Annotated in this window: 30 protein-coding genes and 2 pseudogenes; 14 read left to right on the top strand and 18 right to left on the bottom strand. The window is 47.4% G+C overall.

Annotation, left to right across the window (positions count from 1 at the left end; genetic code table 11):
• The first annotated feature begins 16 nt into the window (after nt 1-16).
• Genes ACFPVS_RS00445 through fdx form a run of 3 tightly spaced genes read left to right on the top strand, consistent with a single transcriptional unit; the run spans nt 17 to nt 1,238 of the window.
• Complete coding sequence (locus ACFPVS_RS00445; protein ID WP_096294919.1) at nt 17-454, top strand: tetratricopeptide repeat protein; 438 nt, start codon at nt 17-19, stop codon at nt 452-454.
• A gap of 39 nt (nt 455-493) precedes the next feature.
• The gene (locus ACFPVS_RS00440) at nt 494-877 is read left to right on the top strand and encodes a TIGR02328 family protein (RefSeq protein ID WP_123804001.1); all 384 of its coding nucleotides are present in this window, start codon (nt 494-496) and stop codon (nt 875-877) included.
• Nucleotides 878-896: 19 nt separating this feature from the next.
• A complete protein-coding gene (fdx, locus tag ACFPVS_RS00435) occupies nt 897-1,238 on the top strand; it encodes an ISC system 2Fe-2S type ferredoxin (RefSeq protein ID WP_096294920.1) in 342 nt (113 codons plus the stop codon).
• Between the two features lie 71 nt (nt 1,239-1,309).
• Here the strand turns inward: fdx and ACFPVS_RS00430 are convergent, their stop codons facing one another.
• Nucleotides 1,310-1,948 carry a hypothetical protein gene (locus ACFPVS_RS00430; protein WP_096294921.1) on the bottom strand — a complete coding sequence of 213 codons (639 nt, stop codon included), beginning with the start codon at nt 1,946-1,948 and terminating at the stop codon, nt 1,310-1,312.
• Nucleotides 1,949-2,136: 188 nt separating this feature from the next.
• Between ACFPVS_RS00430 and iscX the strand changes: the two genes are divergently transcribed.
• Both iscX and ACFPVS_RS00420 read left to right on the top strand, forming a co-directional pair.
• Nucleotides 2,137-2,331 (top strand): Fe-S cluster assembly protein IscX, encoded by a 195-nt coding sequence (gene iscX / locus ACFPVS_RS00425; protein WP_096294922.1) that lies wholly within the window; start codon nt 2,137-2,139, stop codon nt 2,329-2,331.
• On the top strand, nt 2,331-2,663 hold the full coding sequence (locus ACFPVS_RS00420) for a hypothetical protein (protein WP_096294923.1): 333 nt from the start codon (nt 2,331-2,333) through the stop codon (nt 2,661-2,663). The genes iscX and ACFPVS_RS00420 overlap by 1 nt, the downstream gene beginning before the upstream one ends.
• Nucleotides 2,664-2,783: 120 nt before the next feature.
• Here the strand turns inward: ACFPVS_RS00420 and ACFPVS_RS00415 are convergent, their stop codons facing one another.
• The 3 genes from ACFPVS_RS00415 to ggt all read right to left on the bottom strand — a co-directional run bounded on the left by ACFPVS_RS00415 (nt 2,784) and on the right by ggt (nt 5,749).
• On the bottom strand, nt 2,784-3,512 hold the full coding sequence (locus tag ACFPVS_RS00415) for a transposase (RefSeq protein ID WP_378595245.1): 729 nt from the start codon (nt 3,510-3,512) through the stop codon (nt 2,784-2,786).
• A 135-nt stretch (nt 3,513-3,647) separates the two neighbouring features.
• Nucleotides 3,648-3,875 (bottom strand): hypothetical protein, encoded by a 228-nt coding sequence (locus ACFPVS_RS00410; RefSeq protein ID WP_123804813.1) that lies wholly within the window; start codon nt 3,873-3,875, stop codon nt 3,648-3,650.
• A 116-nt stretch (nt 3,876-3,991) separates the two neighbouring features.
• Entirely contained in the window at nt 3,992-5,749 is a 1,758-nt protein-coding gene (gene ggt, locus ACFPVS_RS00405) for a gamma-glutamyltransferase (protein ID WP_378595108.1), read from the bottom strand.
• Nucleotides 5,750-6,208: 459 nt separating this feature from the next.
• Between ggt and gnd the strand changes: the two genes are divergently transcribed.
• Entirely contained in the window at nt 6,209-7,657 is a 1,449-nt protein-coding gene (gnd, locus tag ACFPVS_RS00400; protein ID WP_378595106.1) for a decarboxylating NADP(+)-dependent phosphogluconate dehydrogenase, read from the top strand.
• Between the two features lie 327 nt (nt 7,658-7,984).
• Here the strand turns inward: gnd and ACFPVS_RS00395 are convergent, their stop codons facing one another.
• Nucleotides 7,985-8,935 (bottom strand): D-2-hydroxyacid dehydrogenase, encoded by a 951-nt coding sequence (locus tag ACFPVS_RS00395; RefSeq protein ID WP_123804816.1) that lies wholly within the window; start codon nt 8,933-8,935, stop codon nt 7,985-7,987.
• A 146-nt stretch (nt 8,936-9,081) separates the two neighbouring features.
• On the opposite strand from ACFPVS_RS00395, the gene ACFPVS_RS00390 reads away from it, so the two are divergent.
• From ACFPVS_RS00390 to ACFPVS_RS00380, 3 genes are all read left to right on the top strand, one after another.
• On the top strand, nt 9,082-9,321 hold the full coding sequence (locus tag ACFPVS_RS00390; RefSeq protein WP_378595104.1) for a DUF2061 domain-containing protein: 240 nt from the start codon (nt 9,082-9,084) through the stop codon (nt 9,319-9,321).
• A gap of 33 nt (nt 9,322-9,354) precedes the next feature.
• The gene (locus ACFPVS_RS00385; protein WP_378595102.1) at nt 9,355-9,681 is read left to right on the top strand and encodes an FKBP-type peptidyl-prolyl cis-trans isomerase; all 327 of its coding nucleotides are present in this window, start codon (nt 9,355-9,357) and stop codon (nt 9,679-9,681) included.
• 231 nt (nt 9,682-9,912) lie between these two features.
• On the top strand, nt 9,913-10,119 hold the full coding sequence (locus tag ACFPVS_RS00380; RefSeq protein ID WP_378595100.1) for a hypothetical protein: 207 nt from the start codon (nt 9,913-9,915) through the stop codon (nt 10,117-10,119).
• An 87-nt stretch (nt 10,120-10,206) separates the two neighbouring features.
• On the opposite strand, the gene ACFPVS_RS00375 is transcribed toward ACFPVS_RS00380, so the two are convergent.
• From ACFPVS_RS00375 to ACFPVS_RS00355, 5 genes are all read right to left on the bottom strand, one after another.
• Nucleotides 10,207-10,680: a CinA family protein gene (locus tag ACFPVS_RS00375; protein WP_378595098.1), complete on the bottom strand. Its 474-nt coding sequence runs from the start codon at nt 10,678-10,680 to the stop codon at nt 10,207-10,209.
• A gap of 295 nt (nt 10,681-10,975) precedes the next feature.
• On the bottom strand, nt 10,976-11,893 hold the full coding sequence (ftsX, locus tag ACFPVS_RS00370) for a permease-like cell division protein FtsX (RefSeq protein WP_123804821.1): 918 nt from the start codon (nt 11,891-11,893) through the stop codon (nt 10,976-10,978).
• Nucleotides 11,890-12,540: a cell division ATP-binding protein FtsE gene (gene ftsE / locus ACFPVS_RS00365; protein WP_123804822.1), complete on the bottom strand. Its 651-nt coding sequence runs from the start codon at nt 12,538-12,540 to the stop codon at nt 11,890-11,892. Before ftsE ends, ftsX begins: the two co-directional genes overlap by 4 nt.
• Nucleotides 12,541-12,876: 336 nt before the next feature.
• Nucleotides 12,877-13,323 carry a hemerythrin domain-containing protein gene (locus ACFPVS_RS00360; protein ID WP_123804823.1) on the bottom strand — a complete coding sequence of 149 codons (447 nt, stop codon included), beginning with the start codon at nt 13,321-13,323 and terminating at the stop codon, nt 12,877-12,879.
• A gap of 98 nt (nt 13,324-13,421) precedes the next feature.
• Entirely contained in the window at nt 13,422-13,901 is a 480-nt protein-coding gene (locus ACFPVS_RS00355; protein ID WP_123804824.1) for a TlpA disulfide reductase family protein, read from the bottom strand.
• A gap of 187 nt (nt 13,902-14,088) precedes the next feature.
• Here ACFPVS_RS00355 and arsC point away from each other — a divergent pair, with 187 nt between their 5' ends.
• From arsC to ACFPVS_RS00335, 4 genes are all read left to right on the top strand, one after another.
• Entirely contained in the window at nt 14,089-14,448 is a 360-nt protein-coding gene (gene arsC, locus ACFPVS_RS00350) for an arsenate reductase (glutaredoxin) (protein WP_378595095.1), read from the top strand.
• A gap of 27 nt (nt 14,449-14,475) precedes the next feature.
• Complete coding sequence (locus ACFPVS_RS00345; RefSeq protein ID WP_123804826.1) at nt 14,476-15,135, top strand: YdcF family protein; 660 nt, start codon at nt 14,476-14,478, stop codon at nt 15,133-15,135.
• Nucleotides 15,136-15,259: 124 nt separating this feature from the next.
• Entirely contained in the window at nt 15,260-16,654 is a 1,395-nt protein-coding gene (gene gltX, locus ACFPVS_RS00340; protein WP_378595092.1) for a glutamate--tRNA ligase, read from the top strand.
• A gap of 117 nt (nt 16,655-16,771) precedes the next feature.
• A complete protein-coding gene (locus ACFPVS_RS00335; RefSeq protein ID WP_123804828.1) occupies nt 16,772-17,110 on the top strand; it encodes a hypothetical protein in 339 nt (112 codons plus the stop codon).
• Here the strand turns inward: ACFPVS_RS00335 and ACFPVS_RS00330 are convergent.
• Nucleotides 17,077-17,514, bottom strand: coding sequence for a DUF805 domain-containing protein (locus ACFPVS_RS00330; protein WP_255419143.1), 438 nt, complete (start codon nt 17,512-17,514; stop codon nt 17,077-17,079). The two genes, ACFPVS_RS00335 and ACFPVS_RS00330, sit on opposite strands and share 34 nt — an antisense overlap.
• A gap of 27 nt (nt 17,515-17,541) precedes the next feature.
• Between ACFPVS_RS00330 and ACFPVS_RS00325 the strand changes: the two are divergent.
• Nucleotides 17,542-18,003, top strand: a pseudogene (locus ACFPVS_RS00325) (GNAT family N-acetyltransferase).
• A gap of 195 nt (nt 18,004-18,198) precedes the next feature.
• On the opposite strand, the pseudogene ACFPVS_RS00320 reads toward ACFPVS_RS00325, so the two are convergent.
• The 7 genes and pseudogenes from ACFPVS_RS00320 to ACFPVS_RS00295 form a co-directional block, all read right to left on the bottom strand.
• Nucleotides 18,199-20,294 (bottom strand): annotated as a pseudogene (locus tag ACFPVS_RS00320) (peptidase domain-containing ABC transporter).
• Nucleotides 20,291-21,103, bottom strand: coding sequence for an HlyD family secretion protein (locus tag ACFPVS_RS13730; RefSeq protein ID WP_465263241.1), 813 nt, complete (start codon nt 21,101-21,103; stop codon nt 20,291-20,293). Before ACFPVS_RS13730 ends, ACFPVS_RS00320 begins: the two are co-directional and overlap by 4 nt.
• Nucleotides 21,045-21,584, bottom strand: coding sequence for a secretion protein (locus ACFPVS_RS13725; RefSeq protein WP_465263240.1), 540 nt, complete (start codon nt 21,582-21,584; stop codon nt 21,045-21,047). Before ACFPVS_RS13725 ends, ACFPVS_RS13730 begins: the two co-directional genes overlap by 59 nt.
• Nucleotides 21,585-22,013: 429 nt before the next feature.
• Complete coding sequence (locus ACFPVS_RS00310) at nt 22,014-22,247, bottom strand: bacteriocin transporter (RefSeq protein ID WP_123804830.1); 234 nt, start codon at nt 22,245-22,247, stop codon at nt 22,014-22,016.
• A gap of 689 nt (nt 22,248-22,936) precedes the next feature.
• Nucleotides 22,937-23,179 (bottom strand): hypothetical protein, encoded by a 243-nt coding sequence (locus ACFPVS_RS00305; RefSeq protein WP_123804831.1) that lies wholly within the window; start codon nt 23,177-23,179, stop codon nt 22,937-22,939.
• Nucleotides 23,180-23,695: 516 nt separating this feature from the next.
• Nucleotides 23,696-23,899 carry a hypothetical protein gene (locus tag ACFPVS_RS00300; protein ID WP_123804832.1) on the bottom strand — a complete coding sequence of 68 codons (204 nt, stop codon included), beginning with the start codon at nt 23,897-23,899 and terminating at the stop codon, nt 23,696-23,698.
• A 523-nt stretch (nt 23,900-24,422) separates the two neighbouring features.
• Complete coding sequence (locus tag ACFPVS_RS00295) at nt 24,423-24,806, bottom strand: hypothetical protein (RefSeq protein WP_233572213.1); 384 nt, start codon at nt 24,804-24,806, stop codon at nt 24,423-24,425.
• Between the last annotated feature and the right edge of the window lie 89 nt (nt 24,807-24,895).

Raw genomic sequence — 24,895 nt, 5'->3', positions numbered from 1 at the left:
AAAAAAGAAAGTCAATATGGAATCACTAAACCAAGATTTATACCAGCAAATCAGCGCGTTGTGCGATCAAGGCGATGATTTGGCGGATGAAGGCCAGTTTAACGAAGCGGTTAAACAATACAAAGAAGCATGGAAGCTGCTGCCCGAGCCGAAATCGCAATGGGAAGCGGCAACGTGGATTTTGGCTGCGATGGGCGACGCTCATTTTTTGAACGGCAAATACCGCCAGGCCGTCAAGGATTTGACCGAAGCGTTGGCCTACATCAATGCGCTGGATAATCCGTTTATCTATCTGCGCTTGGGGCAAAGCCAATTTGAATTGGGCGAAGAAAAAGCCGCACTCGAAGCCTTACAGACGGCCTATGAATTGGGCGATGAAGAATTGTGGGAAGGAGAAGACGAAAAATACCTGCAATTTTTAGCGGCCAAAGTAGACGGCATTGTGATTCCTTAATAAATATTCAGGCCGTCTGAAAAATAATGAAAGAAAACCATGCGCTTGTGGCACGAATCTTTGATTAGCCAATTGCCGCACCGGCAGCTTTTAGGGCAACACCGCGAATGTGCCGCCTTGCGCGGGGCAGGCTGGGCGCGGCCGCATGCGACGGTGGATTATGTGTTTACCCATCCTCCGTATAAGCTTTTTCAGTATCATGTGCTGATTATGCAGGAAATGCACCGGCGCGGTTATCGGCCTGATGAAGCGTGGTTCGACCCGCTGTATCGCGGTAAAACCGAGCCGCCTTATGCCGAGCAATTGTCATTACCTGCCGACAATCCGATTTATCCCGAGCATGATGCGGATTATCTGCGAGAATGCTTGGACAATTTAAAGCAAAAAGGCATCGTGCTGCACATGCCCGACGCAAACCATTGACATCAACGAGAACATAAAAATGCCGAAAATTACCGTATTACCACACGCAACATTGTGCCCTGAAGGCGCGGTTATCGATAACGCACCGGAAGGCAAAACCGTATTGGATGTTTTGTTGGATTACGACATCGAAGTGGATCACGCCTGTGAAAAATCCTGTGCCTGTACCACTTGCCACGTGATTATCCGCAAAGGTTTTGACAGTTTGGAAGAGCCGACTGAAATTGAAGAAGATTTGCTTGACCAGGCATGGGGGTTGGAAGCCGATTCACGTTTGAGCTGCCAAGCGGTGTTGGCCGATGAGGATTTGGTGGTGGAAATCCCGAAATACACCATCAACCATGCGCGCGAAGATCATTAACTGATCAAAAGGCCGTCTGAAACCATTATTTGATTTCAGACGGCCTTGATAATAAAGTGAAACAGTCAAACTTATTTTTGTTTATAGCCGCCAAAGCTGAAACGGGAAACCTTAATGGACGAAGCTTTGGGTAAGCTTGCTTGCGCTGCGGCGTAGTTTTCCGTTTTGGGCCGGGTGTTAATCCGGCTTAAGCTTTTACCGCGTGAGGACACAATACGTGGCGCTTCCGGTTGGGAATAAGCAGAAGATTGTTTGGGCAATTCTGCAAAAGCGTTGTCTGCCGCTTGGATGGAGAGTGTAGATTCATCAGTGGTCAAACCAAAGCCGTCAATCATTTGCTGCACGATCTCTTCGCAATAAGACTGCTCGATGGCGCCTTCTACTTTCACTTTTGCCAGCGACACCGATATTTGGCCGCAGCCGAGCACTTGTTCGGCAATGCGTTGGTACAGATTCCAGCGTTTCAAACGAATCACGGCGGAATTGGCGCTCGCCGCAACCGGCTGCAGGCGCACTTGTCCCCGCATGTTGCCGCAATGAATGTGCAAAGTCACTTGCGTCAGGCCGTGTTGCTCGTCCAGGGTATGGTAGATATGGCGAATGAGCAGAATCAAACGGTCAACGGGGTGCGCTTTGGTAAGATAATCAGGCTCTTGGGGTACCGGGCCGTAAACCAATTTAGACAGTTTGGCATTCAGAGCATTGTTCATCAGCGATTCCTTATTACTGCTGGAAATAGAGTTTAAGAGCCTTTTACGCCGATTTAGTTGCATAGCCAAGTGTAAATTAGGGTATATTATCCATTGCCAACCTGATTTGATCTGGGTGATGGTTTGCCTTATATTAAATGAAATGGTTTCAGACGGCCCAAGCTGCTACACATCGAAAGGACGCACTCATGAAATGGACTGATACCCAACGCATTGCCGAAGAATTGTATGACGCACACGGCGACATCGATCCGAAAACCATCCGCTTCACCCATTTGCGCGAATTGATTATGGCGCTGCCCGAATTTGACGACGATCCGGCACGTTGCGGCGAGCGCATCCTCGAAGCGGTGCAACAGGCTTGGATTGAAGAAGCCGAATAATGGATTTGCCGCTGGGATTGTATGCCCGTGCTGCGCATGGTTTGGGTGGTGTGGCATTGATTGCCAAAGAAGACACGCCGTCTGAAAAGCTTTCAGACGGCGTGTTGGATGAAACAGTGTACCATTTCGCCGATGGCGCGTTATTGCGTTGCAGCATGGAGCAGGATGAAGGCAATTTTGATGTCGAGCCCAATGCCGTCACTTGTTTGCCATGCGAAATCAGCTATCAGGTGTTGGCGCATCCCGAGCATGGCCGCATTAAGCCGGAGCACAAACGCTTTACTGATTCTTGCCGCCATTTGTTTTGGTTGAAAATGCAAAAGCAGGATTAAGATTGGATTTTATAAAGCGCTCAAGGCCGTCTGAAAAAGAAAATCTTTTTTCAGACGGCTTTTTTTAATATTTATTTGAATTAAAGAATAATTATGAGAAAGTAATTATAACAAATAAACTTATTTATCGATACACGCCTGAAATAGCCAATCCACATCCGCCATTCTCAGCCGATTCCCAACACCTTTAATCCAAGCCCGCTTTTTCTCTATCTGATTCAGATCGGGACTATAGGGCGGAAGCCATAACACGGTATGCCCCTTTTCCTTCAGCAAGGCTTCTGCCTTACCCTTATGAAACGCCGCATTACCCATCACCGCCACACTGTTTTGCGGCAGCTCCGGAATCAAAACCCGCTCCACCCAAGCATCAAATATCCGGCGGTCAATACTGCAATCAAACAGCCCGACGGCAAACAGTTTGCCGTGAAATAACGCTCCAACGGCATTGGTCTGATGATGCCCCTGCCAATCATGAAGCGCATGACAACGCCGGCTTTTTGGCGCATAAGCGTAAGGCCGGTAACAGGATTTTCCGAATTTGCTCCCGTCTGAACAAACAACCGGACGGTTACGGCGGATGTAGCGGTGCAGTAACTTCAGGAAGTTTTTTCTGAGCCTTCTGCCGGCTTTCGGATGGCGGTTGGTCTTTTTTTTGCAGCTGATGCCGTATCGCTTTAATGCTTTGTGTATGGCGGTATGGGAACAGCCAAAGCGTTGCGCTCTTTCACAGCAATAGGCATCAGGATAACGCCCGACATCTTCGAGCAGTGCCTGGGCGCTGATTTTGCGGGTTTTCCGTTGCTTTGGAGGGGCTTGGGGAGCCGGAGGGCGTCTCCAAAGCGTGATGGTGGAGAATGGCGGTGCCGGATTCTTTTGCGGTTCTGCGAATCGTCCATCCTTGACGGAGTTTTTTGAGTACGGGTTGTTTGAAGTCTTCTGAATAGGCCATGGGGGAATTGTATCGGAGAATATGTTTATTTGCTATAGAGTGATTAACCACAGCAGCAAATTTTCTGTCATGTGACGCAACAGTGCAAAATAAGCCCACGCATATACAAATAAAATCAACGCTGCAAACAGCGTGCCAAACGCAGTAGCACCGGCAAACCAAGCCATCAGCGCCTGCAACACCGCCAACGCGGCCGCCCAATGCCATGCACTGCTGCTTTCGATAAAATAATCTTGCAGCTTGCCAAAAAGTAACAACATCAAAACCTCCAACACCGCTATCCCTTTTATCCACAATGCCCGTTATTAAGTATAAAATAAAACATGCCGTCTGAAACCTTTCAGACGGCATGTTTTATTAGGAGCAAATTATTTGTTTAATCCCCCATCACTTTGCCTTCACGGCGCGGGTCGGCACCGCCCTGCAAACCGTTTTTACCGATGACAATGCCTTGCACGCCCGAATTCAAATCGCGCACCTGCACTTTATAGCCCAGTTGCTCCAGTTGCGGTGCACGGGCAGCGGCGGCGGTGTCTTGTTCGATTTCGTAAGTGCTGCCGCGGTTGAGCATATTCGGCAGAGAAATGGCCGTCTGAATGTCCATGCCCCAATCGATGTGGGCGACTAAGGTTTTGGCCACGTAGCCGATAATGCGGCTGCCGCCCGGCGAACCGACCGCCAGGTAAGGCTCGCCGTTTTTCATCACGATGGCCGGCGCCATTGATGAGCGCGGACGTTTGCCGCCGGCCACGCTGTTGGCCACCACTTTGCCTTCGGCATTTGCCGGGTTAAAGGCGAAGTCGGTCAATTCGTTGTTCAACAAATAGCCGTTGGCCATCAGGGTAGAGCCGAAGGCATTTTCAATCGAAGTGGTCATGGAAACCACGTTGCCTTCTTTATCCACAACCACGATGTGGCTGGTGGAAGGCAATTCTACCGCCTTACCTGCTGCGAATTGGTTGCTCAATTTACCGGCGTTGATTTGCGGCAGGGCTTTGTCGGTGGCGCGGATTTCCTGTGCGCGGCTGTCCAGATACGATTGGCTGATTAAGGCCTTGGTCGGCACGGTCACAAAATCAGGGTCGGCCACATAGTAATCACGGTCGGCAAAGGCCACGCGTGAGGCATCGCCGATCCAGCGCCAGCTGTGGATATTTTCTGCGCCCAGTTTTTTCATGTCTTGCGTTTGCAAAATACCCAAAATCTGGTTCAAGGCAATGCCGCCCGAGCTTGGCGCGCCCATGCCGCACACTTCGTATTCACGATAGGGCGAACAAACCGGCGTGCGCTCGATGACGCGGTAGTTTTTAAAGTCGGCCAGCGTGATTTTACCCGGATTGTCTGCCGCGCCGGTAATGGTGTTCACCATATTCTGTGCCGGTTTGCCAGTGTAAAACGGCGCACTGCCCTGCGTGGCCAACAGTTTTACCGATTGGGCGAATTCAGGGTTTTTCAACACGGTACCCGCGGCCAATGGTGTACCGTTGGGCAGGAAATAGGCGGCAGTCTGTGGATAACGTTGCAGCGATTCTTTGTTTTGCTCAATCGATTGCGACATGCGCGGCGAAACCGCAAAACCTTGCTCGGCCAACTGAATCGGCTTGTCAAACAGGCTTTGCCACGGCAATTTGCCGTAACGTTTGTGGGTATCTTCCAAAAGTTTCGGAATGCCCGGCACGCCGACCGATCGCCCGCCGACCACGGCTTTCATAAAGGCCAGCGGCTTGCCGTTTTCATCTAGGAATAATTGCGGCGTAGCTGATTTTGGCGCGGTTTCGCGCGCATCGAAAGTGGTGAGTTTTTTGGCTTTATTGTCCCAATACACCAAAAATGCGCCGCCACCCAAGCCGGAAGATTGCGGCTCGGTCAGGCTCAAGGTGGTTTGCATGGCAATCATCGCGTCAATCGCGCTACCGCCGCGTTTTAAAATTTCATAACCGGCTTCGGTAGCGAGCGGATTGGCCGAAGCGGCCATAAACTCTTTGGCCTGCACCAATTTCTGATCGGTCAAACCCGTACCCTGTTCCGGTGCATGGGTGTCGGCGGAAACCACGGCCGGTTTCGGTGCGGAAGATTGTGCACAAGCAGCCAGCACCAATACAGCTAAAATGCTTAATGTCCAAGTCGATTTCATTTAATACCCTCTTTCCTCATGTTTCAGACGGCCTGAATAGCCATTAAGTTTAGTATGGCAAACCTTAAACAGGCTCACTATAGCCCAAAGTGTTCACTCTTTCCAAGAATAAGTTGGTATAAGCTTGTCGGTAAGCAGGTATTTATACACAGGCCGTCTGAAAATTTTAAAATTACCCACATTCATAAACAATCCGCAACCCGCTTTATCCTTACAGTTTATTTCAAGATAAGCTTCTGAAAAATAATCAGGATAAAAGTTATACACAAAAAAATTGCCTGCTCATAATCATAATCTTTTTATATTTTAAATTTTAAGTATTATTCTGTTCACGGCTTCTCAAGCAAAATAAAAACCTTAAGCTAACTTTTCAAAAAATTAAAAAGTTAAGGATTGTTAAAACACTGTAAATAGGGTAGAGTTATGCCCCATAAATCAACAATAACGGAGCTTCCTTCAATGAAAGGCGACATCGGTGTCATTGGTCTGGCTGTCATGGGTCAAAACCTGATTTTGAACATGAACGACCACGGTTTTAAAGTAGTAGCGTTTAACCGGACAACCAGTAAAGTAGATGATTTTTTAAACGGTGCCGCCAAAGGTACCAATATTATCGGCGCTTATTCCCTGCAAGACTTGGTTGATAAATTAGAAAAACCACGCAAAATCATGATGATGGTACGCGCAGGTGCCGTGGTTGATGATTTTATCGAACAATTGGTGCCTTTATTGGACCAAGGCGACATCATCATTGACGGCGGCAACGCCAATTATCCCGACTCTACCCGCCGCACACACGAACTGGCCGCCAAAGGCATCCGCTTTATCGGCGCCGGTGTATCGGGCGGTGAAGAAGGCGCGCGCAACGGCCCTTCGATTATGCCGGGCGGTGACGAAAGCGCATGGCCTGAAGTGAAACCGATTTTCCAAGCGATTGCCGCGAAAACGCCTGAAGGCGAGCCTTGCTGCGATTGGGTCGGCCGCGACGGTGCCGGTCACTTTGTTAAAATGGTGCACAACGGCATTGAATACGGCGATATGCAGCTGATTTGCGAAGCCTACCAATTCATGAAAGACGGCTTGGGCTTGTCTTACGATGAAATGCACGAGATTTTCAGCGCGTGGAACCAGACTGAATTAGATTCCTATCTGGTTGAAATTACAGCCGATATTTTGGGTTACAAAGATGAAAACGGCGAACCGCTGGTTGAAAAAATTCTGGATACCGCCGGCCAAAAAGGCACCGGTAAATGGACCGGCATCAATGCCTTGGATTTGGGTATTCCGTTGACACTGATTTCTGAAGCCGTGTTCGTCCGCTGCGTGTCGGCATTTAAAGAACAACGCGTACAAACCGGCAAACTGTTCGGCAAAACCATCACCCCGATCAGCGGTGATAAAGCAGAGTGGGTCGAGGCTTTGCGCCAAGCGCTGTTGGCTTCAAAAATCATTTCTTACGCCCAAGGCTTTATGCTGATTCGTGAAGCCAGCGAAACCAACAACTGGGGATTGAACTACGGCAACACCGCCTTGCTGTGGCGCGAGGGCTGCATTATCCGCAGTGCTTTCCTAGGCAATATCCGTGATGCTTATGAATCCAATCCGGATTTGGCGTTCTTGGGTACCGATCCGTATTTCAAAGGCGTGTTAATAAACTGCTTGCCGGCATGGCGCAAAGTGGTGGCTAAAGCGGTTGAAAGCGGCATTGCCATGCCGTGTATGGCCTCGGCGATTACCTTCTTGGACGGCTACACCACCGAACGTTTACCGGCCAATCTGCTGCAGGCGCAACGCGATTACTTTGGCGCGCACACTTACGAGCGCACCGACCATCCGCGTGGTGAATTTTTCCACACCAACTGGACCGGTACCGGCGGCGACACTGCATCAACCACCTACGATATTTAATCGATTGTGGATAACTAATTTATCAATAAACCGGTTAACCAAGGTCGTTTTGAAACAGGAAAATATTTCAGACGGCCTTAATTTTATTGGTAATAAGTTTTTCCACATTGAATATCGAAATCAATAGATAAAATCATCAATCTATCTTTTTGAATTATCAATAAAAAATAAAATGCCGTCTGAAAAGTTCAGACGGCATTTTTAGATTGTTCACAAAATTATCCACAATTTGTCAAGAAATTTTTTGAATGGATACGGTTTATTTTATAGAAACCGTGCCGAATAAAGAAGCTGCGATTGTGGATGGCTTACTAAACATGCCACAGCTCAAACCAAATTCTGCGGCTGGCCTTTGACAAATTTATCCACATTATCCAGCAGAATATCAAACAAACGGTTGATGGCTTCGTGGCTCGCCCAAGCCATGTGCGGTGTAATAATCAAATTCGGCAAACGGGCTTTGAGCAAAGGATTGCCATGACGTGGCGGCTCTTCGGTCAGCACATCAAACCCTGCCCCGCCGATTTGGCCGTATTTCAGGGCGGTGACTAGGGCGGTTTCATCAACCAAACCGCCGCGTCCGCAGTTAATCAAAATCGCGCCGGGTTTCATTTGTTTCAATTCGGTTTCGCCGATCATATTGGCGGTTTGCCCGGTCAGCGGGCAGTGCAGCGAAATCACATCGGCCGTCTGAATGGCTTCTTCAAACGGCACATAATTTTCGCGCACCTTGTCGGCATGTTTGTGCTCACCGAAAATCACCTTCATATTGAAGGCTTCGGCATAACGTGCCAAAGTTTGGCCAATGTTGCCGCGTCCGAAAATCGCCAGCGTTTTGCCGTTTAAATCGCGCATAGGCGCACCGTAATGGCAGAAGAAGGGCGATTTTTCCCACAAACCGGCGGCAACATCGCGCTGATAGGCGGGCAGGTTGCGGATTAAGGCAATCATTAGCATAAAGGCGTGTTCCGCTACCGATTCGTTGCCGTAAGCGCGCACATTCGCCACGGCCACACCGGCTTGTTTTGCTGCCCCGACATCGACATTGTTCACGCCGGTAGCCGCCACCGCAATCAACTTGAGCTGCGGATTTTGAGCAATGGCTTCGGCAGAGACCACCACTTTGTTGGTCATCACGATGTCGGCGCCGTCAATACGCGCCAAAGCTTGGTGCGGTTCGGTGGAACCGTAGCAAATTAGTTCATGTGGAAAATCAAAGGTAATATCGCGTTCCGGCAGTGTGCCGTGGTCGAGCATGACGATTTTTAGCGGTTTCATATAATTTTCCTTTATGAGAAAATTTATAACGATTGTTTTAAACTAAGTTTCAATAAAAATATCCAACTGTACGCATAATTTAAGAATCGTTATTATTTGCTTTAATAATACAGGCCAGGTTTCAGACGGCCTTGGAGGATAATATTATGATTAAAACCATTACCTTTGCAATGCTTCATTTCGGTGTGGCGTTCAGCGTGGCCTATGTTTTGACCGGCAGCATCGGCATTTCCAGCGCGGTGGCTTTGATTGAGCCGATGGTGAACACAGTGGTATTTTATTTCCACGAAAAAGCGTGGAACCGTTACGAGCGTAAAAAATCAAAAAAACAGGCAATGCTGCTGCCGCTGCATCAGTATGTTGAGGCAGAAAATATGTTAAGCTAAGCTTCCCCTCTCCAACGCAAAGAAGGAAAAAGCATGAGCTTGATTATTGAAGACATCGAAGTAGGCAGCGGCAAAGAAGCCGTTAAAGGCAAAGAAATTACCGTACATTATACCGGTTGGTTGGAAAACGGCAGCAAATTTGATTCCAGTATCGACCGCAGTCAGCCTTTGACCATTATCTTGGGTGTGGGCCAAGTGATTCAGGGCTGGGACGAAGGTTTCGGCGGCATGAAAGAAGGCGGTAAACGTAAATTAACCATTCCTGCGGAAATGGGTTATGGTGCGCGTGGTGTCGGTGGCGTGATTCCGCCAAATGCGACTTTGATTTTTGAAGTGGAGCTGTTAAAAGTTCATGACTAAATAATTGTTTATCTGAAAAAGGCCGTCTGAAAATAATATGCTTGCGTATTTTTCAGACGGCCTTTTGTTAGTTTACAAATGAATAAAATTAAGACATAAACATATTAGAGTATTGAATTTAAGAATTAAATTTATAATTTTTTGTGAACTTTTACAGCTCGAAACCTTCTTAAAGAAACCGTATCGCTTTTGATGCCGTGTTTGAAAACCATAAAGTTAGAAGGAAATCCCATGAAAAAATTTGCTGCATTATTGACTGCTGCCGCTTTGTCGGCCACCGTATTAGCCGCCCAGGCAGAAAAAGAAGCTCAAACTACTACGGTTGAAATTCAAGCCCAACAAGCTTCTGCACCTGCGACCTTTGAAGAAGTGGTAAAAAATGCCGCTGCTTCTGATGTGGCGGCCAGCGCAGTCAGTGCGGCCAGTGCTGCACAATAATCGTCATTTTTTGACAGATTAACCATAAACAGGCCGTCTGAATCGTTTCAGACGGCCTGTGTTTATTTGTTTACCTCATCAAGCAGTTTAATTAGCAGTCAAATGTTCAGTCAACAGATTCAGCGCAAAACCGACCGCTTGGCGGCGCACGCTTTCCCGATCGCCTTCAAATAAAGCCGTGCATTCGATATTTTTTACCGGGGTGGCCAAGCCGAACCAAACCGTACCGACCGGTTTGTCCTTACTGCCGCCGGTGGGTCCCGCAATGCCGGAAATACTCAATGCATAATCCGCTTGCGCCAGCGCCTTTGCTCCGCGCGCCATTTCATGCACCGTTTCGCGGCTCACTGCGCCGTGTTGCAACAGGGTTTGAGGCATGACGCCCAAGGTGTTTTCTTTGGCTTGGTTGCTGTAGGTGACAAAGCTTTGGTGAAACCACTGCGAGCTGCCGGAAATACTGGTAAACGCGGCTGATAATAAGCCGCCGGTACAGGACTCCGCACTGGTAACGGTTTGGCGGTGGTCGGACAAATGTTGTGCGATGGTTTGAAGTGCCGTCATGAGGGTTCCTTTCGGGATGAATGGATCGAAAACGAACGAGACTGAGGCCTTAGCAAAATTGCCGTCTTTGGCACATTTCTTCGTTATTCGCTACTCAAAAGCTTGCCTATCTTTGCGATGTGTCTGCGCTTTCTGCGATGCTCCAACTTCTAACCGCATTCGAATCTGGGGGCAAAGGGCTCAGGCCGTCTGAAAAGATTGTACGCCGTTTTAAAAAAACAAGGGCAAATGTGTTGGTTTTTTTTTCAGGCCAAATAAAAACGGCCTGTGTGATCCGCAGGCCGTCTGAAACCATCTATTTTTTTGCTTTAAATCCGAGCAAATGCTGCGTGGTGGCAAGCCATGCGCCGAATACGCCCAGCGCAATCACAAAACCCAATACCAGTGAAATTTCGCTGCCGTTGAAGAAGCGCCAGCCGATATTGAGGCCGTAAGGTTTGAAAATCGAATCAACCATCGGGCGCACGGTATTGAGCAGCCATGCACACAAGCTCAAGCTGACGGCGGCGGAGAATAGGCTCTGCCACACGGCTTGATATAGAAACGGGCGGCGGATAAAAGAAGCCGGCGCACCCAAAAGCTTGGTGATTTCGATTTCTTCTTTGCGGCTTAAGATTTGCAGGCGGATGGTGTTGTGTGCCACCAAAATAAACGCCATGCCTAAGGTAATAGCCAAAAACCACAAAATCTTGTGGATAAAATCATTGATTTGATACAGGGTATGCACCCATTCCGTATCCATGGTCGCCGATTCCACCATCGGCAGCTTGACCAAATCCTGATAAATCACCTGCATTTGCGCCGGAGAAGAGTTGGCATCGGGCGTGACGATAAACACATCCGGCAGCGGATTTTCATCCAGCATCGATACCAGATTTTGATCCAGATTCGATTGCAATTCTTCCAAGCCGTCTTGCTTACTGATGAAGCGCACGGTATCCAAACGCGTATCGCGTTGCAACAGATTCTGCACCGTATCCGTGTCGGCTTTGGCCGCATCGGTTTCCATATATACGGTAATCTGCGGCGATTCGTTCAATTTACCCAACACACTCTGGCCGCTTTGGACACCCAGATAGAGAAACAGCGGCAGGGTCATGGCAATTGCCAACATCAACAGTGTCAGCAAGGTGCCGACAGGTTGGCGGATTAATTGTTTCAGTGCGGCGCGTGCCGATTCGACGTGTAGCGAAACATAATGAATCAAATTCATGCCAAGCGTCCTTTCTGCAGGCGGATGACGCGGTGGCCGTAATCCGCCATCAGCGTTTCATCGTGTGCTGCCACAATCACGGTGGTACCGGCTTCGTGGAAGGTTTTGAATAATTCCATGATGTCGAGCGCGTAGGCGCGGTCGAGGCTGGCGGAAGGTTCGTCGGCAATCAAAAGGCTTGGCTGGTGTACTACCGCGCGGGCAATGCACAAACGCTGCTGCTCGCCGCCGGAAAGCGACACCGGCATATCCAATTCGCGGCCTTTCAAACCGACTTTTTCAATCGCAATGCGCGCGCGCTCTTCCGCTTTGGCCGGTTGGTAACCGATGATGCGCAAGGGCAGAATCACGTTTTGCAGCACGTTGCGGTCGTAGAGGATTTTGTGGTCTTGGAACACAATGCCGATGTGTTGGCGCATAAAGCCGATTTGGTTGTCGCTCAGTTCGCTCAAATCCTGCTTGTTGAACCACACTTTGCCTTGGGTCGGTTTGGTGATGCCCGAAATCAGCTTCAAAATGGTCGATTTGCCCGAACCGGAATGGCCGGCGATGAAAATCATCTCGCCTTTGTTGATTTGAAAGCTGACGTTTTTTAAGGCTTCAAAACCACCGGGATAGGTTTTGGAAACTTGTTCGAAACGAATCATAACTCTTCCTGGAAAATGGTTTCAGACGGCCTGAAAATAAAGGGATTCAAAAAAATTATCCACAAATTTTCCCCTGTTTTGCCGATATGAATATAGGTGCAACAACAGCGTTTCATTTCTGTGGCCAAACCCTGTTTCAGGCCGTCTGAAAAAATCGGATTTGCCCGATTATAAAGGCTTTGCGCCGTTTTGAACAATATTTGTTCGGAACGCTTATCGTCAGACGGCAAAACCGCTGCACAATCGGCAGCGGCAGGGTTGATCAGGTTCAGTATTTTTATCCCGAATTTATCCACAGCTTATTATCAGGGCGGCGAGCCGGTGAAACAGCAGAATCTACTGGCTTTCAGCCGCTTTGAATTCTTCATATTCGGTTTGATAAAGCGGACCCAAACGGTCGATTTGGGCTTTATCCAACACTTTACGCGCATCTGCGAAAATTTCGTCTTCTTCTTCCTTCAAATGGTGCTCGACGGTTTCAATCAATTCTTCCGCCGTTTCCAGCCAGCGGTTCTCACCGGTGCGGCCGTCGCTCAAGGTGGCGATTAATTCGTCCATTTCGTGATGCTCGGCAATGGCGTGACGGGCAATTTCCATGCCGTCATCGTATTGCATCAGCGGCAGGTACAAATGACGCTCTTCGGCTACTGCGTGCGCCATCAATTCCAGACGCAAGGCTTCGTATTTTTTCTTTTTCGTTTCCCACTGCTTGGCTGCACTCAATTCGCCGCACAGCTTGCGTTGCACTTCGTGGTTTTCGATTAAGGCTTTAAAAATATCCATCTGCGGCTCCTGTTCTGCTTTGTTTGTTGTTGTATGAATCACTTATAACACAAAACGGCAACAGCTGATATGCCAAACCGCCGAAGCGGCGGCAAATCTTATTTGCACTTGGCTTGGGCGGCTTTTAAGGCAGCAGTCAGGCTTTTGGCGTTGACTTCGCCGGTGATGGTTTGTTTATAACCGCATTTGGGTGCTTCCACCAGGGTAAACGGTAATACGCCGACTTGGTTGCCGAATGATTTCATAAACTGGCGGCTGCTGGTGCCGCTGTAGCGCCAAATCGGATAATCCACCGGCGTGGTTTTCAAAAATTTGCCGATGTTGTCGGTTGAATCCAGGGCAATGCCGACCATGTCGACGCTGCCTTTTTTCTGTGCTTTATACCATGCCGACATTTCCGGCATTTCCTTACGGCACGGGCCGCACCACGTTGCCCACAGGTTCACTACGCGTACCGGCGCTTTCAGGTTTTGCAGCGATTGGGGCGCGGTGTTGTTCCACATGTGCAAATCGGCAGCAAATGCGTGGGCAGATAAAAAAGTCATGGAAGCGAAAATAAGGGCGGATAATGTTTTCATGGTAGCCTGAATAACAGGGTTGATAACGTATTCATTGTAAACCTTTCAGACGGCCAATGTTTTGGTTCAAGTCAAGGTGTTGGATTTTTGCACAAAAATGAGATTTATTCCCAATAGCTAGCCAACATGATTGAGTAAAGCCACAATGAGGTTGATAATAAGACGATTGACCATAGGAATCATCATCATGCCGTCAGAATGGACTTTGTATCACAACAACCGCTGCAGCAAATCGCGGGCTGCTTTGGCTTTATTGGAATCGCGCGGGATTAAGGCAGAAACGGTGCATTATTTGACCACGCCGCCGGATTTGGCGACCTTAACCGAGATTTTCCGCAAACTTGGTTTAGACGATGTGCGCGGCATGATGCGTGTGAAAGACGATTTATACAAAGAATTGGGTTTAAACGCGCCCGATATAGGCAATGACGCGCTGCTTGCCGCCATTGCCGAGCATCCTGCTTTATTGGAACGTCCGATTTTGGTCGGCCGCGAACGCGCCGCAATTGGCCGTCCGCTGGAAAACATCGAAGCTTTATTGGCATAATCTGATTTTAGAGAGACCGTCTGAATCATGCCCCATTTGTTCCACAGTCGAACCGGCTTGCGCTTCTATTTGTTGCGCGGCCTGGCACTCAGCGTGTTGCTGGTGTCGGCGATGTTTGCCGCGACGGTTTGGCAGGTGTACCGCATGGGTAATCAGAAGCTGCCCAAAGATTTTCATGCTGATGCAGCCGTGGTATTGGGCGCGGCGGCGTGGGACAAACGCCCGTCGCCCGTGTTCCGCGAACGCATCAACCATGCGATTACGCTGTATCAAAGCCGGCGTGTGGATAAAATCATTTTCACCGGCGGCACCCCGAAAAAAGGCTACATGACCGAAGCCGAAGTCGGGCGGCGATATGCCATCAAGCAAGGTATTCCCGCGCGGCATATCGTGTTTGAAAACACTTCGCGCAACACTTATGAAAACCTGCAAAACATCCAGCCCTTATTGCGCCCCAACGGCATCGAAACGCTGATCATCGTGAGTGATCCTTACCATTTGGCGCGGGCGCAGGCCATCGCCAAAAATTTCGGCATGAATGCCGCCGTTTCCGCCACGCCTACCACGCTTTACGCCGTCGGTAAAGAGCGCGATAAATTCCTGCTGAATGAAAGCTATGCGCTGTTTCTCTATCAATTTGAAAGCTGGAGCGACAAAATCTGGGATATCCTGACCCGCCGCAGCTGAATCATCAATCTATCTCGTTATCTAGGCCGTTTGAATACACGTTCAGACGGCCTTTGAATTGTTGAAACCGACTGAAAACAGTACAATAACTCCTTTCAATCAGCACAGCATTAGGAAAACCATCATGACCGTCAAAACCCGTTTTGCCCCGAGCCCGACCGGCTACCTCCACATCGGCGGCGTGCGCACTGCCTTGTTTTCATGGGCGTATGCACGCAAGCACAAAGGAGAATTCCTGCTGCGTATTGAAGACACCGACTTGGCGCGCTCTACCGCCGAATCGGTCAACATCATTTTAGACGGCATGAATTGGATCGGCCTTCATTACGACAATGCCGATAATGTCGTTTACCAAACCCGCCGTTTTGATCGCTATAAAGAAGTCATCGCCCAGCTTTTGGAAAGCGGCCACGCATATCATTGCTATTGCTCAAAAGAAGAATTGGAAGCCATGCGTGAGCAGGCCGAAAAAGAAGGTACCGCCACTTACGACCGCCGCTGGCGACCCGAAGCAGGCAAAAGCCTGCCACCGATTCCCGAAGGCGTAGAGCCGGTGGTGCGTTTCAAAACGCCGCTCGACGGTGCAACCGCTTGGCATGATTTGGTCAAAGGCGACATCAGCATTCCGAATGAAGCGCTCGACGACTTGATTATCGCCCGTGCCGACGGCACGCCGACCTACAATTTCTGCGTGGTGGTGGACGATTACGACATGGGTGTGACCCATGTGATTCGCGGTGACGACCATGTCAACAATACACCGAAACAAATCAACATCTTGAAAGCCATCGGTGCCGCTTTGCCGGAATATGCCCACCTGCCGATGATTCTGAATGAACAAGGCAGAAAAATCTCCAAACGCAGCGGCGACACCGTGGCCATTACCGATTTCGGCGTGATGGGCATTTTGCCTGAAGCCATGCTCAATTACTTGGCACGCTTGGGCTGGGCGCATGGTGATGATGAGTTTTTCACTATGGAGCAATTCGTCGAATGGTTTGATTTGAAAGACGTTTCCCCATCGCCAAGCCGCATGGATTTGAAGAAACTCTATTGGATCAACGGTGAGCACATCAAAATCACACCGAATGACCAATTGGCCCAATTGCTGCAAAAACGTTTGGCCGTGCGCGGTTTGACCGATACCAGCCAACCGCCGCTGGAAGACGTGTTGGCCTTGGTGAAAGACCGTGCGCAAGATTTGAACACGCTGGCCGATGAGTGTCTGTATTTTTATCAAAAACAAACGCCTGCCGAGACCGATGTGCAAAAACATTGGGACGACGAAGCCGCCGCGCGTATGCTGCGCTTTGCTGATAAACTGGAAGGCGTGGCCGAATGGAATGCCGAATCGATTCACGATTTGTTCAAACCGTTCTGCGATGAAGAAAACATCAAAATGGGCAAACTCGGTATGCCGCTGCGCCTGGCCGTGTGCGGTACCGCCAAAACCCCGAGCGTGGACGAAGTATTGGCCTTAATCGGCAAAGAAGAAGTGTTGCGCCGTATCCGCAGCTAAATGGTGGATCATTTTTGTTGATTTAATAACAGGCCGTCTGAAATCTTGCGCAAAGTGTTCAGACGGCCTTGATTATGCTACATTATCCGGCAAACCCCATCTTTAAAGGACGCACCCATGAAAAGATTTCTGACTGCCGCCTTGTTGGCTGCCTCCGCAGCCACTTATGCCGGTTCTGCCGAAGATGCCTTGCTCTCGGCGCAATCTGCTTACCGCAGCGCACTCAAAGCGCAAAACGACAACGACAGCAAACTGATTACCCTGCAAACCAATTTGTCCGACGCGCAAAAGCGCGCCCGGCAAGCGCAGGAAGACATCACCCGTTTGCAAAGCGAAATTCAAGCTGCAACAGCGTTGAAAACCCAGCAGGAAACGGTGTTGCAGCAAGCCGGACAGCAGCTGGATTCGGCGTGGAACGCAGTTTACGGTCCCGGTGGTATCAAAGCCAACCAGTAAATATGAAAAAGAGGGAACTGTTTACCAGCTCCCCCTTTTCGATTCAATCCCTGATTAACGCTCGTCCGCTTTCGATCAACACCGAAACGGTTGTCGCCCCGGGTACCCTCCATTACGGTAAACACCAGCAGTACAATTGAGCCAATTAATGGAATCAGGGTAAGCAGCTGCCACCAGCCGGAACGGTTGGTGTCGTGCAAGTGTCGTGCAATGACACCAATCGAAGGCAAAAATACGGCTAAAAGGTAAATCAAGGTCAAGATACCAAAGCCGCCGTCTTCCACAGAAGAACCCATCACGCCGTCGATAATGCTTAATAGAATTATGATGATTGCGTGGAATAAGGAAAGTATCCAATATTCTTTACGGTGCACGCGACCGCTGAAGCCGACGTAGTTTTTCAATACTTTTATCCTCTCGATCATATTTCCATGAATTGCCGTATTACTCCTCTGCTACCCGAGCATATCGTTCCGCTTGCCCAAGCCTTGCATGCCGAATGGCATGATTTTGCGCCGTGGGCGGACGTAGCGAAAATCCATGTTTATTACTAAACCTGCCTGAATGATGTGCCGCTGCCTATTGCTTTCGCCGCAGTAGACGAACAAGGCTGTCTGAAAGGTTCGGCAGCGCTTAAATGGCACGACATTCAAGTCTTCAGCGAATACGAATATTGGCTGGGCGATGTATTTGTGTTGCCTGAATATCGCGGCGAAGGCGTGGGCAAACAATTGGTACAACATTGCTTGGATACTGCCCGCGACATGAAGCTGCCGAGCCTCTATTTATATACACCCGATATGTAGGCCGTGTATGCCAAATTCGGCTGGCAGGAAATTGCGCAACATTGGTATAACGGCGAAACCGTAGCGATTATGAAGCTGGATTTATAAGAGTCCTTTAGATAATCAAAAGCCGGGACCTTTGTAAAATCTCATGGATCATCAATAAAAACTCAAACGCCCGTCATTTCCGCCTGTGTAGGCATGATGCCGGTTTTGAGTGTGCTGGCTTTTAAAGGAGCTTTGCAAAGGTGTCAGACGGCCTTGAATTATGCGCAAATCAGATGATTTTTCCTATTCCTATCTTCAAGTTTGTATTTTTTCCATATCGATTGTCCGGTCTGCCGATTCAATGGTTTCCTTACGGTGTGCCACCATGATTTTCGTAATGTTGAGCATTTTCAGGTTATGATTGATGGCACGTTCGTTTTCAATATCCAAATTACTGGTGGCTTCGTCTAAGAACAGGATTTTCGGTTTGCGGTAGAGTGCGCGGGCGATGATGATGCGCTGCTTTTGTCCGCCCGAAAGCGCATTGCCCATGTCGCCGATTAAGGTTTCATAACCCATTGGCATTTTTAGAATATCCTCATGAATCATCGCCATGGCGGCACATTGTACGATAAAGGCCATGTCGGGATTTTCATCGAAAAAGCAGATGTTTTCGGCAATCGAACCGGCAAAAAGCACATCATCCTGCGTGACTGTGCCGCTGATGCCGCGGATAAAGCGCGGTGAAAGTTTGTGGATGTCATGGCCGTTGACGGTGACGCTGCCGGCTTCCGGTTTGAGGTTGCGGATGAGGATATTCATCAGTGTGGATTTTCCGCAACCTGAGCTGCCGGTAAAAGCCACCGACTCACCTTGCTTGATGTGCAGGCTGACGTTTTGCAGGATATAGGGTTCGCTTTCCGAATATCTGAACGATATATTGTCGACAATCATATCGATGCCGTCTGAAATTTCAGGGATGTAGCCGTCTTCAACGGTTTCCGTTTCCGTTTCGGTCAAAACGATATCGGCCAAACGTTCAGCATGCAGGCCGAGCATTTTAATTTTAATGTATTGGTCGACCAACTCGGCGACACGGTTTTCAAATTGTTGCCGGTATGCCCAAAACGCCATCAGCGCACCGACGCTGAATACGCCGTCCAACACGCGTGTCGCGCCCAAATAAACGATGATGATGCTTTCCAGACCGAAAAGCAGCTTGTTGGCGAAATCGAAAACATTGCCCAATTTCTGCGTGGTCAGGTTGGTGTTGACAGTATCGACAAACAGCGACATCCAAGCATTGTGCCGCTGCTCGTTTTTTTCAAAGAGTTTCACAGTGTGGATACCGCGGACGGTTTCCATAAAATAAGTATTTTGCTTGGCTCGTGAATGATGTTTTCTTCAGTGGCGTGGCGCAGCGGATAATAGGCGGCTATGCGGATGATGATATACAGCAACAAAGCAATTAACACGACGATGGTCAGAATCACGCTGTAGTAAAACATCAAAATCAGCGTGAATATGGCCATGATACCGCCCAACACGGATTTGAATGCCGTGGATGTCAAGGTTTCCTGAATATTGTCAATCGCTTGGAAACGCGATACCACATCGCCTAAATGACGTTTGGAGAAATAGTCGGCGGGAAGTTCCAGCAGCCTTTTAAAGATATTCGCTTTCCATTGCACATTCAGCGTGGTGGTCAGGTGCATGTTGACCCAAGATTGCAGCAGGCCGGTAAGCTGCTGCAAAATCATCAACAAACCGAAACCCAAAACCAAAGTCAGCAAAAGGTTGCGGTCTGCCGAAACAATCACATGGTCGATGACCCATTGCAATAAAAACGGGCTGACCAAACCGAAAATTTCCAAGGCAAAAGCCAAGATCAATACTTGGGCCAGAGAAGAACCGATGCCTGAAATGCCTTTAAGCAACGATAAGATACTGACTTTTTGCCGTGCTTCCTTTTTCTCAAAACGTGAATTCGGCCACAATTCCAGCGCGATGCCGGTAAATTTCTGCGACACCTCCTCCATCGGGATTTTGCGGTTGCCGACAGCCGGATCCATAATCACGATGCCGTCTGAAGCAGTTTCTTTCAAAACCACAAAATGGTTTAAATCCCAATGCAGGATGCAGGGTTTGCACAGGTTAGGCAGGTCGGCCAAATCCAGGCGCAAGGCACGCGAAGTCAGGTTCAGATGATTGGCAAAGCGCACGATATCCGCCATCGTCAGGCCTTTTTGCGACAAAGAGTATTGCTGCCGCATGGTGCGCAGGTCGGAATGGTAGCCATGATAACCGGCCACTGCCGTGAGACAGGCCAAGCCGCATTCGGCTACTTCGGTTTGTAGCACGACAGGCAATTTTTTGCCGAATCCGAAAGAGATTCTTTCCAAATAATTCATGAATGCAGCTTTCCTGTGATGGTGTAAAGCGGATCAAGTACCCATTCATACAATTTTTTGCGCTCGTGCATGATATCCGCTTCCAATACCATGCCCGTCTGAAGCGGCTTCTCTTCACCGTAAACCTTGATGGTTTGCTTGTCGAGCTTTACCTTGACGAGATAAACCGGTTCATTAGGTGCTTGCTGTTGAATATTCTCCTCGGTAACGGCTCTGCCCAATGAAGTCAATTCCTGCCTGCCGACAGCCGTTTTCGCTATCGATACGATTTTTCCGCCGGCATGGCCGAATTTTTCATAAGGATAGGCTTGGTAGCGCAGCACGACTTTATCGCTCGGCTTGATAAAACCGGCTGCCTTGCTCGGCACATAAAGGCTTGCTACCAAATCCGTATTTTCCGGCACGATACTTAATAGCAAAGTAGACGGAGTGACCTGCTGGCCGTTTTCGACATCGGCCATGCTCACATGGCCGGATTTGCTCGCACGCACCGATTGCTCCTGCTGCATGTCCAGATTCAACGTTTCCTGCGTCAATTCCGACACATTGCGGTTAAGCTGGCTCAATTCCGATTTCTGCTTTTCCGGCAAGTCGGCCAAAGCCTGCCGCTGCTGCGCCAATTCTCGCCCGATGGAAGCCTCTTCGCGCTGCAGGCTGCCCAGTTGGGTCACTTGATCCAAATGCTCATTTTCGTAACCGATCATCTGCTGCTCGGAAATAAAGCCCTGCTTCAGCAATGGCCGGTATTTTTCAATCACCTGTTTGGCCAGGGCTACCCGTTGCTGCTGCCCGCGCAATTGGTTGCGCACATCGGCCGGCCAACTGGTCTTCCAACTTAGCTATATTACTTTTCAGCGTATTTTCCTCGCCCTGCTGTATCATTTTCTTTTGGCCGATTTCGTCCAGCAGCATCTTTTTCCGCATATCCGCTTCCTGTACCAATCTTGCCCGCACATCACCGCTGCCGTTGTAGCGTGGCATCGAAAGCGTCAGCAATTCATCCCCTTCATTGACGTATTGGCCGTCTGAAACTTTTTTCGATGCCACAAAACCGGTATCCGGTGCATACACGCGCACCAAACCCGCAGCGGGTAACAACTGCCCGTCTACCGTGGTTTTGCGCGTGTAACTGCCGAAAAAGGCAAACACAATCAGTGTCGCTGCTCCGGCTGCCGCACAACCGGTTAAAAAGACAAAAGAAAACGGACGGGACAACACAACATGCCCCGTCCAACGGTTTTTCTTCGCCTCAAACACTTCGGGACGGAAAAAAGGTTTTTGGTCGGTCATATAAATTCAATAAACTGAGTGATTTGAATTACTGGTTTTTGTATGATAAAGAACAAAAGGGAGTTATCAAAAATCGATACCCCCTTGCTTGAAAATTTTGTATGGACATAAGGTTGCATACAATATCCAGCAAACATTTTTAATTTGCCTGCCTACAATGACTATTTTGAGCTTCCCATGCTGCGCGCTGAGGAAGATCAGACCACTTGTCACCATTAGGTCGGGCAAACTTATCCGAACAATTTGGATCAATATGCTTTCTGTTGTAAATGGGAGAGGAGGATTTTTCAACCTTTGGCTGTGCCCAAATAGACTTTTCAGCACTACTAATCCTAGCAGGATGCGATGTCATTGCTAAACTGTCTGATTCAAAAGAACTACATGCGTTTAATATGCACATACCAATAAAGACTGAAACACTCTTAAAGTCTACCATTTTTTAGTAAATGTAATCATTGCCGAGGAATGTCTTGAAAATGTTCCAAAGCCATTAACATGCATAAAATCCCGGCCATAGGAGAATCCAAAACCGCCTGCTTCCGGCTTATATGAAATTCCAATGTTACCACCAATATATTGACCGGGATTACCCCCTCCTTTACCATGAATAGGGAATTTACCACCTGAAACCTGATTCATTTCATATAAATTTAGTTCTTTCATTGTTTACACCTATAAATATAAATACTATGTCAATTTGTGAGTCTCTAGTTAGGGATATATATCTCTAAACCAAAGCTCAATAGTTGAGACATAATTATTCTCATTTTTTTGATGATGTTACGTTTTTTTTGTTAAGCTTTGAAAAATAATATACATTGTGTTTTACAGTAAACCAAGATGAGGGATAAGCCTTCATTACATTATTGGGTGTACACAGGACAACAAGGCCGTCTGAAAAGGGCTGCCACTATTCATTTCAAACTGTTCAAACCGACGGCAATACCGCACAAAAAACCGATCAGACCACTGATAATCATGATGGCAGACAGCAGGATTTTGTCTTTTTCATTCATTTAAATGTCCCGAATAGAATAAGGCTACGCAGATTTATTTCTTTCTCCAAATATCCGCTTGTTGAAGCGTTTGTTTAAAAAGAAATTAACCGGCACAAAAATCAGCGTCTGCAAAAGCGAAACCTTCAAGGCTTCTTTAAGGTCAGGGCTAATAAACAAATACTGTAGGAAAAGTATCACGGCAAAAAAGGTGCTTCCGCTAAGCAATAGAAATCTTCGAACGGAAATAGTCTTTTGGGCGGTCATGGTAAAAAGCAATTTTATAAAATGAAATCAGATAATTATGCCGTATATTTCAGGCATCTTACTTAAAAATGGTAATCACCGTTTCAATCATTATTGATGAAAACGTTCACTTTTTTCATGAAGTTTGATTACAAATAGGGTAAATAGTGCAGAAATACCGATGGTGGCAAGCAATGAAAAAAACGGAACAGCAAAGCGCCCTATTGCTTTAACCGCTTCAATTTCCATCAATAAACGGTAAAATGCCGGCATAATGAATACCATACCGATGAAAATAAAAAAACCACATAAATATTTTGCGTGAATGAATCGGTAGGAGCCAAAATTTCCCATAAAAAACTCATTAGTGATTCCTTTCTAAGACCAATAATCAGCTTCCATTTTCAAATGGAAGCTGATCGTACTCACTTATCATTCCGCTTTCCAAATTGCTCAAATAAAAAATGCAATGATTCGCTATCGGCGCTCAAAATTCTCTATTCCAAAAGCAAATATGATGGTAGCGATAGAGCAAGTAATCAAAATCTGTAATAAACTATATTCAAAAAAATATAAGATAAATGCCGAAACTAAAAAAAATAAAGTGTAATGAGCAAATTTTTTCATGATTTCCACCTTAAAAAAATTATTATAAAAAAGATGAAGTTTTCAATTATAATGAAAACTTCATCAAAAATAATTAAATTACCACCAACATGTTGCACCGTAAGCAGTGGCACCACCGATGCCGCCACCTATGAAACCGATCCCTCCAGTTGCAAGTGCGCTAGGGCCGAAAACCGCACCACCAATTGCACCTGCTATGCCAGTTGCAATAGCACCACCTGCCGTTGCCTTACCAAAATCTTTCTAATTACATCCTCCGCCGGCGATCATCTCCAATTCATCCATGGTCAATTCACGGCCAAAATCGTTTTGCAAAGTCAAAGTCTGCATAATCAGTCTCCTTAAAATTAAAAACAAAGTAAAAACAGCAACAACCTGCGTTGCTACATTATGGGGAAAATTCCCCGATTCGGAATGCAGCATGCGGCAAACAGCAAGATTCGGCATCCTGCTTTCCAAATTCTTAAAAGCGTTTAAAACAGGGAACAGCTTATCTATAAAACATGGTGGAAATAAATTTTTCAGCCAAACAAATACCTACAATTAGCAGTAGAAGTAAAGCAATCCAATAGCCGCAAACAGGCCAATTAGTTATTTTGTAATCAGAAAAACACACAAGCGATCCTAAGGTGCTTCCCAGTATTCCGAATGTTGACAGTTTCCCGGTGTGAGATTCCGTTAAACGAATATTTAAAATTTTCGCACAATTATTGTTAATAAAAAAATGAATCCTATTAAAACAGAAATGCTGCAAGCAATGAAGAAAGCGGGATTCTTTTGAATACTGCCGGTATGACAAGAGGGTTTTACCATACCTTTTTTTACTAAAAAAATTGTTGTAGCTATCAAAATAATACCAATTGTAATAATTTCCACTACTAAAATTCCATTGGTTTTACGGCAAATACAGTTTCTTCTCGAAACTGTATTTGCCGTCTATTTAATAAATAAAGATTTCTCTGAAATTTATTTAGAAATATCCACCTTCAATTAAACCATCACCAATAGCCACACCTCCAAAATAAGAAAAGGCTGCAGCGGCTCCTAAACCAATCGGACCAACAGGTGTTGCTGCGATTGCAACTCCCAATGCAACTGCCCCCAGTCCTGCACCGACCTGATCCCATCTGGCGCCACCGGACACCACGTCCAATTCATGCATATTCAACTCTTTCATGATAATAATCCTTAAAGCATGATAATAATCCTTAAAGAAAAGAAGATTAAAAACAAAGTAAAAACAGCAACAACCTACGTTGCTACATTGTGGGGAAATTCCCCGATTTAGAATGCAGGATACCGGACTATAAGATTCAACATCCTGCTTTCTAAATTTTTCAAAAAGAGTTTCCATTCAAGAAAAAATTCGTCCGTTGTAACACAAATAAATTTTCCCCTACCTAACACATGACCATAACGGCTAATACAATCAACTTGATGTAA

It is taken from the genome of Neisseria weixii, assembly GCF_042658245.1.
GTDB classification, from domain to species: domain Bacteria; phylum Pseudomonadota; class Gammaproteobacteria; order Burkholderiales; family Neisseriaceae; genus Neisseria; species Neisseria weixii.
This window is presented reverse-complemented; position numbering and strand designations above follow the sequence as displayed.

Bases quoted from the DNA above. Each gene is read 5' to 3' on its own strand.
- ACFPVS_RS00445 (WP_096294919.1), top strand. From the start codon at position 17: ATGGAATCACTAAACCAAGATTTATACCAGCAAATCAGCGCGTTGTGC.
- ACFPVS_RS00440 (WP_123804001.1), top strand. From the start codon at position 494: ATGCGCTTGTGGCACGAATCTTTGATTAGCCAATTGCCGCACCGGCAG.
- fdx (WP_096294920.1), top strand. From the start codon at position 897: ATGCCGAAAATTACCGTATTACCACACGCAACATTGTGCCCTGAAGGC.
- ACFPVS_RS00430 (WP_096294921.1), bottom strand. From the start codon at position 1,948: ATGAACAATGCTCTGAATGCCAAACTGTCTAAATTGGTTTACGGCCCG.
- iscX (WP_096294922.1), top strand. From the start codon at position 2,137: ATGAAATGGACTGATACCCAACGCATTGCCGAAGAATTGTATGACGCA.
- ACFPVS_RS00420 (WP_096294923.1), top strand. From the start codon at position 2,331: ATGGATTTGCCGCTGGGATTGTATGCCCGTGCTGCGCATGGTTTGGGT.
- ACFPVS_RS00410 (WP_123804813.1), bottom strand. From the start codon at position 3,875: ATGTTGTTACTTTTTGGCAAGCTGCAAGATTATTTTATCGAAAGCAGC.
- ggt (WP_378595108.1), bottom strand. From the start codon at position 5,749: ATGAAATCGACTTGGACATTAAGCATTTTAGCTGTATTGGTGCTGGCT.
- gnd (WP_378595106.1), top strand. From the start codon at position 6,209: ATGAAAGGCGACATCGGTGTCATTGGTCTGGCTGTCATGGGTCAAAAC.
- ACFPVS_RS00395 (WP_123804816.1), bottom strand. From the start codon at position 8,935: ATGAAACCGCTAAAAATCGTCATGCTCGACCACGGCACACTGCCGGAA.
- ACFPVS_RS00390 (WP_378595104.1), top strand. From the start codon at position 9,082: ATGATTAAAACCATTACCTTTGCAATGCTTCATTTCGGTGTGGCGTTC.
- ACFPVS_RS00385 (WP_378595102.1), top strand. From the start codon at position 9,355: ATGAGCTTGATTATTGAAGACATCGAAGTAGGCAGCGGCAAAGAAGCC.
- ACFPVS_RS00380 (WP_378595100.1), top strand. From the start codon at position 9,913: ATGAAAAAATTTGCTGCATTATTGACTGCTGCCGCTTTGTCGGCCACC.
- ACFPVS_RS00375 (WP_378595098.1), bottom strand. From the start codon at position 10,680: ATGACGGCACTTCAAACCATCGCACAACATTTGTCCGACCACCGCCAA.
- ftsX (WP_123804821.1), bottom strand. From the start codon at position 11,893: ATGAATTTGATTCATTATGTTTCGCTACACGTCGAATCGGCACGCGCC.
- ftsE (WP_123804822.1), bottom strand. From the start codon at position 12,540: ATGATTCGTTTCGAACAAGTTTCCAAAACCTATCCCGGTGGTTTTGAA.
- ACFPVS_RS00360 (WP_123804823.1), bottom strand. From the start codon at position 13,323: ATGGATATTTTTAAAGCCTTAATCGAAAACCACGAAGTGCAACGCAAG.
- ACFPVS_RS00355 (WP_123804824.1), bottom strand. From the start codon at position 13,901: ATGAAAACATTATCCGCCCTTATTTTCGCTTCCATGACTTTTTTATCT.
- arsC (WP_378595095.1), top strand. From the start codon at position 14,089: ATGCCGTCAGAATGGACTTTGTATCACAACAACCGCTGCAGCAAATCG.
- ACFPVS_RS00345 (WP_123804826.1), top strand. From the start codon at position 14,476: ATGCCCCATTTGTTCCACAGTCGAACCGGCTTGCGCTTCTATTTGTTG.
- gltX (WP_378595092.1), top strand. From the start codon at position 15,260: ATGACCGTCAAAACCCGTTTTGCCCCGAGCCCGACCGGCTACCTCCAC.
- ACFPVS_RS00335 (WP_123804828.1), top strand. From the start codon at position 16,772: ATGAAAAGATTTCTGACTGCCGCCTTGTTGGCTGCCTCCGCAGCCACT.
- ACFPVS_RS13725 (WP_465263240.1), bottom strand. From the start codon at position 21,584: ATGACCGACCAAAAACCTTTTTTCCGTCCCGAAGTGTTTGAGGCGAAG.
- ACFPVS_RS00310 (WP_123804830.1), bottom strand. From the start codon at position 22,247: ATGAAAGAACTAAATTTATATGAAATGAATCAGGTTTCAGGTGGTAAA.
- ACFPVS_RS00305 (WP_123804831.1), bottom strand. From the start codon at position 23,179: ATGGGAAATTTTGGCTCCTACCGATTCATTCACGCAAAATATTTATGT.
- ACFPVS_RS00300 (WP_123804832.1), bottom strand. From the start codon at position 23,899: ATGCCGAATCTTGCTGTTTGCCGCATGCTGCATTCCGAATCGGGGAAT.
- ACFPVS_RS00295 (WP_233572213.1), bottom strand. From the start codon at position 24,806: ATGGAAACTCTTTTTGAAAAATTTAGAAAGCAGGATGTTGAATCTTAT.